The 13,486-nt window shown below is 75.5% G+C and carries 2 protein-coding genes; both read right to left on the bottom strand.

Translation table 11 applies throughout. The annotated features are described in order from the left end of the window. On the bottom strand, positions 1–6,915 hold a 6,915-nt coding region (locus ACF09K_RS34220), incomplete at its 3' end, for an amino acid adenylation domain-containing protein (protein WP_392249245.1). After that, a partial coding sequence (locus tag ACF09K_RS34215; protein ID WP_392249244.1) for an amino acid adenylation domain-containing protein occupies positions 6,912–13,486 on the bottom strand: 6,575 nt, incomplete at its 5' end. The genes ACF09K_RS34215 and ACF09K_RS34220, both read right to left, overlap by 4 nt.

The following is a 13,486-nucleotide window of genomic DNA, read 5'->3' as shown; positions in this document are numbered from 1 at the left end:
CCACAGGGCGTAGTCGGCGTACTGGACGGGGAGTTCGTGCCAGGCCGGTTCCTCGCCCCGGCACCGCGCCGCATAGGCCGCCGACAGGTCACGCGCCAGCGGACCCATGGACCAGCCGTCGGCGGCGATGTGGTGCAGCACCAGCAGCAGCACGTGCTCCCGCTCACCGGTCCGCAGCAGCGTCGCCCGCAGCGGCAGGTCGGCGGAGATGTCGAAGCCGCGCGCCGCGCTCGTGCCGAGCGCCGCCGGCAGGTCCTCCTCCCGGACCTCGACGAGGTCCAGCCGGGGCGCCGCACCGTCCAGGACGACCTGGACCGGGCTGCCGCCGACCTCGCGGAAGACGGTGCGCAGCACCTCGTGGCGGCCGACCACGTCGTGCAGTGCCGCGTCCAGCGCGGCGGCGTCGAGCACGCCGGTGAGCCGCAGCGCGACCGGCAGGTTGTACGTGGCGGCCTCCGCGCCGTCCAGCCGGCTGAGGAACCACAGCCGCTGCTGCGCGTACGAGACGGGAAGGTGCTCGGGGCGCGGCGCGCGGGACAGGGCCCTGCGGGCCGGCCGGGCGTCACCGAGCAGCGGGGCGAGCCCCGCCGGGGTGGGCGTCTCGAAGAGGGCCCGGAGGGGCAGTTCGACGTCGGCCTCGGTACGGATCCGGCTGATCAGGCGGGTGCCCAGCAGGGAGTGGCCGCCCAGCTCGAAGAAACCGTCGTCGGCGCCGGCCGGGGCGTCGAGCCCGAGGATCTCCCCGAACAGGCGGCACAGCAGGGCCTCCTGCGCGGTGGCCGGGGCGCGGCCGGGCTCCCCGGTCCGTACCTCGGGCGCGGGCAGGGCCTTGCGGTCGAGCTTGCCGTTGGGGGTGAGCGGCAGGGCGTCGAGCGTGACGAAGGCCGACGGCACCATGTACTCGGGCAGCGCGGCCGCCAGGTGCCCGCGCAGTGCGCCGCCGTCCGCCTCCGCGACGGCGCCGGCAGCGGAGTCGGCGTCCGGTGCGGGGACGGCGGCGGGAGCGCTGTCGCGGGTGGTGGCGGGGACGGTGTAGGCGACGAGGCGCTTGTCGCCGGGGCGGTCCTCGCGGACCACGACGGCCGCCTGGGCGACGGCCGGGTGGGAGACCAGGACGGACTCGATCTCGCCGAGCTCGATGCGGAAGCCGCGGAGCTTGACCTGGTCGTCGGCGCGGCCGAGGTACTCCAGGGCACCGTCGGGGTTCCAGCGCACCAGGTCGCCGGTGCGGTACATGCGGCCGCCCGCGTCGCCGTAGGGGCAGGCGGTGAAGCGTTCGGCGGTCAGTGCCGGGCGGTTCAGGTAGCCGCGGGCCAGCTGCTCGCCCGCGAGGTAGAGCTCTCCCGCCACACCCGGGGCGACCGGGCGCAACGCCGCGTCCAGCACGTACACCCGCGTGTTCCACACCGGGTGGCCGATCGGGACGGCGCGGGTCTCCTCGAAGGGCTCGCAGGTCCAGTGGGTGACGTCGACGGACGCCTCGGTCGGGCCGTAGAGGTTGTGCAGCTCGGCGTCGAACAGTTCGAAGAAGCGGGAGCGCTGGTCGCCGGTGAGGGCCTCGCCGCTGCAGAACACCCGCAGGAGGGACTCCCCGCAGCCGGCCGCGGCCGGTTCGGCGAGGAAGGCCTGGAGCATGGACGGCACGAAGTGCAGCGTGGTGATCCGCTCGGAGCGGATCAGTCCGGCCAGGTAGACCGGGTCGCGGTGGCCCTCGGGACGGGCCAGGACCAGGGTGGCGCCGGTGATCAGCGGCCAGAAGAACTCCCACACCGACACGTCGAAGCCGGACGGCGTCTTCTGGAGGACCCGGTCGTCGGCGCGCAGGCCGTACCGGTCCTGCATCCACAGCAGCCGGTTGACGATGCCGCGGTGCGGCACGGGCACGCCCTTGGGGCGGCCGGTGGAACCGGAGGTGTAGATGACGTACGCCGGGTTGTCGGGGCGGGCGGTCTCCGGCAGCGGTGAGGCGTCGAGCGCCTCGAGCGCGGCGACCAGTTCCGCGTCGTCCAGCGCCAGGCGGGGGACGCGCGGGCCGGGGCGCTCCGGGAGTCCGGCCGCCGCGACCGTCAGCAGCAGGGCGGGGCGTGCCTCGGTGAGCAGGTGGCCGATGCGGTCGGCGGGGTAGTCCGGGTCGACCGGCAGGTAGGCGGCGCCGGCCTTGAGGACGGCGAGCAGCGCGACGACGAGCTCGGGGGAGCGCGGCACCGCCACCGCCACCGTCCCCTCCGGCCCGACGCCCTCGGCGACGAGGCGGCGGGCGAGGCGGTTGGCGCGGGCGTCGAGCTCGGCGTAGGTGAGGGTGGTGTCCTCGAAGACGAGGGCCGGCGCGTCCGGGGTGCGGGCCGCCTGCCCGGCCAGGAGAGCGGTCAGGGTGGTGGCGGGCACCTCGTGGCCGGTGTCGTTGCGGCGCACGAGGAGTTCGTGCCGCTCGACGGGGCCGAGGACGTCGATCCGGCCGATGGCGCGGTCCGCGTCCGCGACCACGGCCTCCAGCAGCCGGACGAAGCGGGTGGTGAGCTTCTCGACGGTGGCCCGGTCGAACAGGTCGGTGCTGTACTCGACGATGCCGTCGAGCCCGTCGTGGCCGCCGTCGGCGCCGCGCTTCTCGCCCAGCTCCAGCGCGAGGTCGAAACGGGCCGAACGGGTCTGCGCGGCGCGCGGCTCGACGCTCAGGCCGGGCAGCTCCAGGGCGGCCCGTTCGGTGTTCTGCAGCGTGAGCATCACCTGGAACAGCGGGTGCCGGGCGAGGGAGCGTTCCGGGTTGAGGACCTCCACGAGCCGGTCGAAGGAGACGTCCTGGTGGGCGTAGGCGGTGAGGTCCGTCTCGCGGACCCGGGCCAGCAGCTCCCGGAAGGTCGGGTCGCCGGAGGTGTCGGTGCGCAGCACCAGGTTGTTGACGAAGCAGCCGACGAGGTCGTCGAGGGCCTCGTCCGTGCGGCCCGCGACGGCGGTGCCGAGGGGGATGTCCTGGCCGCAGCCGAGCCGGTCGAGCAGGGCCGCGAGGCCCGCCTGGAGGACCATGAAGAGGCTGCAGCGGCTGTCGCGGGACAGCTGGACGAGCCCCCGGTGCAGCTTCGGGGTGAGCGAGAAGGCGACGACGTCACCGCGCAGGCTCGCCCGCGCGGGGCGCGGACGGTCCACGGGCAGCGCCAGTTCCTCCGGCAGGCCGGCCAGGACCTGCTTCCAGTGGGCGATCTGGCGGGCTCCGGCACCGTCCTGGTCGTCCTCGTCGCCGAAGAGGTCGTGCTGCCAGAGGCTGTAGTCGGCGTACTGCACCGGCAGCGGCTCCCACGCGGGGGCCTCGCCGGCCCGGCGCGCGGCGTAGGCGGCCGACAGGTCGCGGGCCAGGGGCGCGAGCGACCAGCCGTCGCCCGCGATGTGGTGCAGCAGGAGCAGCAGGACGTGCCGCCGCTCGTCGAGGGCGAAGAGGGTGACCCGCAGCGGGGTCTCGGCCGCCAGGTCGAACGGGAGGGACGCGGCCTCGGCGAGCCGGTCGTCGAGGTCGTCGTCGCCGACGGCGACGGGACGGAGCTCGGTGGCCGGGGCCGGGGGCAGGACGACCTGGTGGGGACGGCCGTCGGTCTCGGCGAAGACGGTGCGCAGGCTCTCGTGCCGGGCGGTGACGTCGGCCAGCGCCTCACTCAGGGCGCGCCGGTCCAGCTCGCCGTCGAGCTGCAGCACGAGCGGGATGTTGTAGCCGGCTCCGGTGGTGTCGAAGCGGCCGAGGAACCACAGGCGCCGCTGGGCGAAGGAGAGCGGGATTTCGGCCGGCCGCGGCCGGGACTCCAGGGCCGGGCGGCCGTCCGCGGACCGCTGGAGGAGGGCGGCGAGCCCGGCCGGGGTGGCCGACTCGAAGAGGCTGCGCAGCGGCAGCTCGGCGTCGAACGCCGACCGCACGCGGCTGACCAGGCGGGTGGCCTGGAGGGAGTGGCCGCCCAGGTCGAAGAAGCTGTCGTCCACCCCGACGGACGGGCGGCCGAGGATCTCGGCGAACAGGCCGCACAGGATCTCCTCCTGCGGGGTGCGCGGGGCGCGGCCGGCGCCGCCGACCGCCTCCTCGGGCGCGGGCAGCGCCTTGCGGTCGAGCTTGCCGTTGGCGGTGAGCGGGAGGTCGCGCAGCACGACGAAGGACGACGGCACCATGTACTCGGGGAGCGTGGCGGCCAGGCGCTCGCGCAGCGCCCGGGGTTCGACCGGCGGGCCCTGGACGTCGAGGGGGACGGTGTAGGCGACGAGGCGCTTGTCGCCGGGGCGGTCCTCGCGGACCAGCACGACGGACCGGGCGACGCCCTCGCAGGCCGTGAGCGCGGTCTCGATCTCGCCGAGCTCGATGCGGAAGCCGCGGAGCTTGACCTGGTCGTCGGCGCGGCCCAGGTACTCCAGCGTCCCGTCCTCGGTGGAGCGGACCAGGTCGCCGGTGCGGTACATGCGGCTGCCCGGAGCGCCGTAGGGGCAGGCGGTGAAGCGTTCGGCGGTCAGGGCCGCCCGCCCGAGGTAGCCGCGGGCCAGCTGCTCGCCCGCGAGGTAGAGCTCTCCCGTCACGCCCGGGGCGACCGGGCGCAGCGCCGCGTCCAGCACGAGGACGCTCGTCCCGTCGACGGCCCGGCCGATGGCCGGGACACCCGTGCCGGCGGTGAGGGGTTCGCTGAGGGTGGCGACGACGGTGGATTCGGTGGGTCCGTAGGCGTTGACCATGCGGCGGCCGGGGGCCCAGCGGTCCACGAGGGCGGCGTCGGTGGCGTCGCCGCCCACGACCAGGGTCCGGAAGTCCGGCAGGTCCGTGGCGGGGACGGTGGCCAGGGCGGCCGGCGGGATCAGGGCGTGGGTGATGCCGTGGTCGGCGAGGACCCGGCCGAGCGCCTCGTCGGCGAGGGGGCCCGGCGGGGGGACGACCAGGGCGGCGCCCCAGGGCAGGCTCATGCACAGTTCGAGCACGGAGGCGTCGAAGCTGGGCGAGGAGAACTGCAGCACCCGGCTGTCCGGGCCGACGTCGCACCGCCGGGCCAGGACCGCGGCGAAGGCGGCGAGGCCCTGGTGGGAGACGACCACGCCCTTGGGGCGTCCGGTGGAGCCGGAGGTGTAGATGACGTAGGCCGGGTGGGCCACGGTCAGCGCGGACCGCCGGTCCGCGTCCACGAGGTCCGTCGCCGGCTCGGCGCTCAGGTCCAGCCGGTCCAGGAGCACCCGGCCGGCGGTCGCGGACCCGGGCACCCGGTCCGCCTCGTGACCGGTCGTCACGACCAGGACCGGGTCCGCGTCCTCGATCATGTAGGCGATCCGGTCGGCCGGGTAGTCCGGGTCGACCGGCACGTACGCGCCGCCCGCCTTCATCACGGCCAGCCGGGCCACGACGATGTCCACCGAGCGCGGCAGCAGCAGGGCGACGATCTTCTCCGGGCCGACGCCGTGTCCGACGAGGTGGTGGGCGAGCCGGTTGGCCCGCTCGTTCAGCTCCGCGTACGACAGCGAGCCCTCGTCGGAGACGACCGCCGGGGCGTCCGGGGTGCGGGCGGCCCGCGCCTCGAACAGCGCCGGGAACGTCGCGGCGGGCGTCTCGGGCCGGGCGCCCCGCCACGCCCGCAGCAGCCGCTCGCGTTCCGCGGCGGTGAGGACGTCGAGGCGGCCCAGGAGCTCCCCGGGGGCGCCGGTGAAACGCTCCAGGACGTGCTGGAGCCGCAGGCCGACGAGCTCCATCTGCCCGGCGGTGAACAGGTCCGGGCGGTACCCCAGGCGCAACCGCATCCGCTCGCCGGGGAGGATCGCCAGGCTGAACGGGTAGTGGTTGTCGTCGGTGGTGTGCACGCCGGTGACGCGCAGCCCGTCGACGGGCTCGGAGAAGCCGTCGGTGTCGACCGGGTAGCTCTCGAACGCGGTGATGGTGTCGAAGAGTTCGCCGCCGCCGAGGAGGGACTGGATGTCGGAGAGGCCGTAGTGCTGGTGGTCCATCAGTTCCGACTGCTCGTCCTGGAGGCGGCGCAGCAGGTCGGCGACGGACCGCCCGGCGTCCAGGCGGACGCGGACCGGCAGGGTGTTGATGAAGAGGCCGACCATGTTCTCCATGCCGGCCATCTCCGGCGGGCGGCCGGAGACGGTGCTGCCGAAGACGACGTCGTCCCGGCCGGTGAGGCGGCCCAGCAGGACGCCCCAGGAGGCCTGCACCACGGTGTTGGCGGTGAGGTCGTGGCGGCGGGCCAGGGCCGCGACGGCCGCCGTCAGCTCCGCGGAGAGCTCGTGGTGGTGGTAGTGCGGGGGCTCGGTGGCGGCGGCCGGGGCGGCCGGGGCCAGCAGGGTCGGCCCCTCGACCCCGGCCAGGGCCCGGCCCCACGCCTTCGCCGCCTCCTCGCGGTTGCGGGAGGCGGCCCAGGCGAGGTAGTCGCGGTACGGGGTGACCCGCGGCAGCCCGGTCTCGTCACCGCCCTGCGCGTACAGGACGAACAGCTCCCGCAGCATGATCGCCATCGACCAGCCGTCGAGCAGGATGTGGTGGTTCGCCAGCACGAAACGGAACCGCCGGCCCGGGAGCCGTACGAGGGTGAAGCGCACCAGCGGCGGCGCGGTCAGGTCGAAGTGCCGGGCGCGGTCGGCGACCATGAGCGCCTCGAGGCGGCGCGGCTCGTCCTCGGCCGCCACGTCCGTCAGGTCGATCTCCTGCCAGGGGAGTTCCACCTCGCGGGGGATGATCTGCACGGGCTTGTCGAAGCCCTCGTGCAGGAAACCGGCGCGCAGGTTCGCGTGCCGCCGGAGCAGGGCGGCGGCGGCCGCCTTCAGGGCCGCCACGTCCAGGGCGCCTTCGAGGTCGAAGGCGATCTGACCGCCGTACACGTCGAGCTCCTGCTCGTCGAGCAGGGCGTGGTACAGCATGCCCTCCTGCATCGGCGACAGGGGGAGGACGTCCTCAAGTCCCGCACCATTCATGACGACTTCCTCCACGTGCTTTCCAGAAGATCGAGTTGTGCCTGAGACAGGTTCACCAGCGGCATGTCCGACGGTGAGTGGCCGCCCGACTCCGGCGCGGCGGCGTGCCGGGTCAGTGCGTCGAGGGCGTCGAACCAGTCGTCCGCCAGCTCCCGCATGTCCCGTTCGGGGAACAGCCCTTCGGGCCAGGTCCAGGTGACGTCCAGTTCGGGACCCCCGGGGAGGTCCCTCACGAGGGCGTTGACGTCGATGGCGTGTGCCAGCCGGGTGTCCGGGTCGCCGGCCGCGGCGCCGGTCAGGGCGGCCGACTCCGGGGCCACGGCCCAGTCCTGGCCCTCGGCGCCCGGAGCACCGACGCGCCCGAGGTAGTTGAAACCGATCTGGGGGTCGGGGTACCCGGCCAGCAGGGGGGCCGTGGCCGGGTTGAGGTGGCGCAGCATGCCGTGGCCGATGCCGTGGTCCGGCACGGCCCGCAACTGCTCCTTGACCCGCTTCACGGCGCGCCCCAGTGCCGCGCCGCCGGCCCGCACCTCGTCCCGGTCGACCTGTCCGGGGTCGAGCCGTACCGGGTACACGGTGGTGAACCAGCCGACCGTGCGGGACAGGTCGGCGCCCTCGACCACGTCCTGCCGGCCGTGGCCCTCGAGGTCGACGAGGACGGCCCCGTCCTCACCGAGGCCCCGGCGGCGGCGCCACTGGGCCACGGCCAGGGCGAGTCCGGTGAGCAGCACGTCGTCGACCCCCGCGTGGAACGCGGCCGGGACGCCGGTGAGCAGCGGCTCGGTGCGGTCGGCGGGCAGCGTCAGGACGAGCGAGCGCGCCCCGGCCGCGGTGTCGGACGCGGCGAGCGGACGTGCGCCGAGGGGCGTCTCCTCCCCGGAGAGCATCTCCAGCCACAGCTCCACCTCGTCCTCCCGCCGGGCGGCGGCCTCGACGAGGCCCTGCGCCCAGCGGCGGAAGGAGGTGCCGGCCGGTGCCAGGCGCGGCTGTCCGCCGTCGGCGGCGGCCTGCCAGGCGGCGGCGAGGTCCGGGAGCAGGATCCGCCAGGACACGCCGTCGACGGCCAGGTGGTGGACGGTGACCAGCAGCCGGCCCGGGGCCGACGGCCCGGCGTCGAACCAGACCACCCGGAGCATCCGTCCGGCGGCCGTGTCGAGCGCGCGCCAGGCGGCCTCCGCCTCGGCGGCGATCAGCGCCTCCAGGTCCGCACCGGTGAAGCCGCCCGTGGGGACGCGGACGACGGCCTCGGCGGCCGGGACGCTGCCGCGGGCGGGCACCTCCAGCGACCAGGGCGTGCCGGCCTCGCCGCGGGTCACGGTCATGCGCAGCGCGTCGTGGTGGTCCAGCACGGCCTGGACGGCCGTGGTCAGGTGCGCCAGTCCCAGTCCGGCCGGCACCTGCACCAGCATCGACTGGACGAACCCCTCGGTGGCCCCGCCGTGCTCCTGGAGCCAGCGGATGACGGGGGTGGCCGGCAGGGTGCCGATCCCGGCGTCCGGGTCCTCGGCCGGGGCGTCCTCCGCCGCGCGGACCACGGGCGCCAGGGCGGCGACGGTCCGGTGGGTGAAGACGTCCTTCGGGGAGAACACCAGGCCGGCGGCGCGGGCGCGGGCGACGAGCTGGAGGGAGACGATGGAGTCCCCGCCGAGGTCGAAGAAGCTGCTGTCGACGCCGACCTCGGGCAGTCCGAGGACCTCGGCGAAGAGCGCGCACAGTTCCCGCTCGACCGGGTCGCCCGCCGCCCGGCCGCCCGCCCGCGCCGAGAAGTCCGGTGCGGGCAGCGCCTTGCGGTCGAGCTTGCCGTTGGCCGTCAGCGGCAGCGCGTCCAGCAGGACGACGGCCGCGGGGACCATGTACTCGGGCAGGGTCCGCCCCACCCGTTCCCGCAGCGCCGCGGGCTCCGGGGCGGCCCCGGCGGCCGGGACGGCGTAGCCGACCAGGCGGCGGACGCCGGGGGCGTCCTCGCGGACCACGACGGCGGCCGCGGCCACGTCGGGGTCCGAGGCCAGCGCGGACTCGATCTCGCCGAGCTCGATGCGGAAACCGCGGACCTTGACCTGGTCGTCGGCCCGGCCCCGGTACTCCAGCAGCCCGTCCGCCGTGGTCCGCACCAGGTCGCCGGTGCGGTACAGGCGGGAGCCGGGCTCCCCGAAGGGGTTGGCCACGAAGGCGGCGGCCGTCAGGTCCGGGCGGCCCAGGTACCCGCGGGCCAGCTGGTCGCCCGCGAGGTACAGCTCGCCGGTCACCCCCGGCGGCACGGGCCGCAGATGTCCGTCGAGGACGTGCAGCCGGGTGTTGCGCACCGGCCGGCCCACCAGGGGGGTCCCGCTCTCCGACAGAGCCAGGAAGACGCTGTCGATGGTGGCCTCGGTCGGGCCGTAGAAGTTGTACGCGGTGGTGCGCGGGGCGGCGCGCAGACGCGACCACAGGTCGGGACCGAGGGCCTCGCCGCCGAGCATCAGCACCGCCGGGTGGTGCCGGCCGTCGGCCAGCATGCCCGCCTCCACGAGCTGTCCGGCGAACGCCGGGGTGAGGTCGAGGAAGTCGACGCGTTCCCGGTCTACGTAGGCGGCCAGCGCCTGCGGATCGCGGCGGGTGTCGTCGTCGATCAGGTGGAGTTCGTGGCCGTCGAGCATCCACAGCACGCCGTCCCAGGCGGTGTCGAAGGAGAACACGGCCGTCAGCGCCACCCGGAAGCGGCCTTCGGGGCTCCCGGCCCGCGCGTGCCGGTCGAAGAGCGTCTCCTTGTGACCGAGGAACAGGTTGACCAGGCTGTGGTGCGCGACGACCACGCCCTTGGGGCGGCCGGTCGAGCCCGACGTGTAGATGACGTACGCCGGGGCGGCGGGGGTCAGCGGCGCGGTGCGGTCACCGTCCACCACGTCCTGCGGGCGGGCGGCGGCCAGCTCCCGGCCGGTCTCCTCCGTGTCCAGCACCAGGCGTCCGGTGCCCGCGCCGAGGCCTTCGGCCGTGAGGCGGGCGTCCCCCTCGCCGTCGGTCAGCACCACCGCGGGCGCGGCGTCCCGGAGCAGGTAGGCGATGCGGTCCGCCGGAAGCCCGGGGTCCACCGTCAGGAACGCGCCGCCGGCCTTCAGCACCGCGAACATCGCGACCAGCACCCGCGGGTCGCGCGGCAGCACGAGCGCGACGATCCGCTCCGGGCCGACGCCCCGCCCGATGAGCAGCCGGGCCAGCCGGTTGGCCCGCTCGTTGAGCTCCGCGAAGGTCAGCGCGGTGCCGTCGAAGACGACGGCGGCCGCGTCGGGCGTGCGGGCGGCCAGGTCCTCCAGCAGCGCCTGGACGGGGTGTCCGGGCACCGGGTGCACGAGCGGGTTCCCGCCGGCGAGCGCCGCCCGCCGTTCCTCGGCGGTCAGCACGTCCAGCCGGCCGACCGGACGCTCCGGGTCCTCGGCCACCGCTTCGAACAGCCCGGTCAGCCGGGCCGCCAGGGTCCGCGCGCGGTCCTCGGGGAAGCGGCCCGGGGCGTACTCCAGCCGCAGCCGGAGCCGGTCACCGGGCAGCGCCGCGAGGGTGACGGGGTAGTGGGTGGCGTCCGCGCCGTCGACGTCGGACACCCGCAGCCCGGTGCCGGGGAGTTCCAGCACCGCGGCGTCCATCGGGTAGCTCTCGAACACGGTGAGGGTGTCGAAGAGGTCACCGATGCCGACGAGGCCCTGGATCTCGGAGAGCTGCACGTGCTGGTGCGGCATCAGCCCGCTCTGCGCGGCCTGCACCCGGGTCAGCAGGGCGGAGACGGTCTCCGCCGGGTCGACGGCGACCCGTACCGGCACCGTGTTGATGAACAGGCCGACCATCGACTCGATGCCGGGCACCTCCGGCGGCCGGCCGGAGACGGTGGCGCCGAACACCACGTCGTCCCGTCCGGTCAGCCGGGCCAGCAGCACCGCCCACAGGCCCTGCACCACGGTGTTGAGCGTCAGTCCGGTCCCGCGGGCCCACTCCTGCAGCCGCCCGGTCAGCTCCTGCGACAGCTCGAAGGGCAGCTGCCGCGGCACCTCCGCCCCGTGGCCGGCACCCCGGCCCGCGGAGTCGTCCGGGACGAGCAGCGTCGGCTCCTCCACGCCCTCCAGCGCGCTCCGCCAGGCGTCCAGGGACACGGCGCGGTCCTGCTCGCCGACCCAGGCCAGGTAGTCGCGGTACGGGGTGACCCGCGGCAGGTCGCGGTCGGCGCCGAGGGCGCGGGCGTAGTGGGTGAACAGTTCGCCGAACACGATCGGCATGGACCATCCGTCGAGCAGGACGTGGTGGTTGCCGAACACCAGCCGGTGGTGCTCGTCGGCCAGCTTCACGAGGGTGAAGCGCAGCAGGGGCGCGACGGACAGGTCGTAGCGGGTGGCGCGGTCCTCGGCGAGGATCCGCTCCACCCCGGCCCGCCGCGCGTCCTCGTCGAGGCCGCTGAGGTCGGCCTCCCGCCAGGGCAGGTCCACGGCGGCGGGGATCACCTGGACCGGACGGTCCGCGACGTCCATGCGGAACGCGGCCCGCAGGTTGTCGTGGCGTGCCAGCAGCGACTCCGCGGCGGCCCGCAGGGCGGCGGCGTCCAGCGGGCCGTCCAGGCCGAAGGAGAACTGGACGCCGTAGACGTCCGGCCCGTCCTCGTCGAACATCGCGTGGAACAGCAGCCCCTCCTGGAGCGGTGCGACCGGCAGGATGTCGGACGGCGCGGGGTGCGCCTCCTCGATGCGGTCGATCTGCTCCTGGCCGAGCCGCACCAGCGGCAGGTCGGACGGGGTGAAGCCGCCCGCTCCGGGCAGGGCGGCGTGCGCGGCGATGTCCCGCAGCGCGTCGAACCAGCCGTCCGACAGCGCCCTGACGGCGGCCTCGTCCAGCAGACCCCCGGCCCACACCCAGGTGACGGTCAGCTCGGGGCCCCCGTCCGGGCCGTCGAGGACGACGGCGCTGATCTCCAGCGGATGCGGTACGGCCATCGCCTCGTCGGCGATGCCGGTGCCCACCAGCAGGTCCGACTCGGCGGCCGGGGCCCAGTCGGCCGGCCCGGCGGTACCGCCGACGCGGCCCAGGTAGTTGAACCCGATCTGCGGAACGGGCAGCCCGGCGAGCACGGACCGCGACCCGGGGTCGAGGTGGCGCAGCAGTCCGTAGCCGATGCCGTTGCCGGGCACCGCCCGCAGCTGTTCCTTGACCCGCTTCACCGCGGCGCCGACACCGTCGGCGCCCGCGTCCAGACGCACCGGGAACAGGCTGGTGAACCAGCCCACCGTCCGCGAGACGTCGACGCCGGCCAGGACGTCCTCCCGGCCGTGGCCCTCCACGTCCAGCAGTACGTCGTCGCCGTCGAGGCCGCGGGCCCGGCGCCAGCCGGGCAGCGCCAGTGCCAGCCCCGCCAGCAGGATCTCGTTCGCCCGGGCGTGGAACACCCGGGACGCCTCGCCCAGCAGCGCCGAGGTCACCTGGGCCGGCAGCGACACCGACAGCGACCGGGCGGTCCCCATGGTGTCGCGGGCCGGGTCGGCGGGCCGGTCGCCCAGCAGCGGGTCGGGACCGGTCAGGACCCGCTCCCAGAAGGGCAGTTCGCCGGTGCGCTCCGCCGCGTGGGCGGTCAGCTCCCGGGCCCAGGTGCGCAGCGAGGTCGGCACGGGGTCGAGCTCGACGCGGCGGCCCGCGGCGACGGCCGCGCCCGCGGCGGCCAGGTCGTCGAGGAGGATGCGCCACGACACCCCGTCGACCACGAGGTGGTGGGCGGTCAGCAGCAGCCGCCCGGGAGCCTCGTCCCCGGCGTCGAACCACACGGCCCGCAGCATGACGCCGTCCTCGGGGGCGAGGGCCGCCCGCGCCGTGTCGTGGTGCCGGGCGATGCTCTCCCGCAGGGCGGCCTCGTCCATGCCGAGCGCGTCGGCACGGCGGACCAGGGCGGTGGCCCGGACCGCGTCCCGCGGGAGCACCTCCAGGGACCAGCCCTCGGCGCGGCGGTGCAGACGGCTGCGCAGCGCGTCGTGACGGTCCAGGAGGGCCTGCATCGCCTCGCAGAGCTGCTCCTGGCGGGTTCCCGCGGGGACCCGCACCAGCATCGACTGGCTGAACCGGTCGGTGGGGCCGCCGAGTTCGGAGAGCCAGGCGACGATCGGCGTGGTGTCCACGGGGCCGATGCCCGCGTCCGGGTCCTCCGCCGCGTGCGCGGTGGCGGCCTCGGCGACCTCCGCGAGCGCGGCGACGGTCCGGTGCTGGAAGACGTCGCGGGCGGTGAGGGCGAGCCCGGCCCTGCGGGCGCGGGCGACGAGCTGGATGGAGACGATGGAGTCGCCGCCCAGGTCGAAGAAGCCGTCGTCGACGCCGACGTTCTCCACCCCGAGCACCTCGGCGAAGATCGCGCACAGCGCGGTCTCCACGGGCCCGGAGGGCGCCCGGCCCGCGCCCGCCGCCCGGCCGTACGCGGGTGCGGGGAGGGCGGCGCGGTCGAGCTTGCCGTTGACGGTGAGGGGGAGGGTGTCGAGGGGGACGACCGCGGCCGGGACCATGTGCTCCGGCAGCGAGGCCCGCAGCGCTTCCCGCAGCGCCGCCGGGTCCGTGGCCGTGCCGTCGCCGTCCGCCA

Source organism: Streptomyces sp. NPDC014882 (genome assembly GCF_043081325.1).
GTDB lineage: Bacteria > Actinomycetota > Actinomycetes > Streptomycetales > Streptomycetaceae > Streptomyces.
The sequence above is the reverse complement of the archived record's forward strand: the minus strand, read 5'-3'. Positions and strand labels throughout refer to the sequence as shown.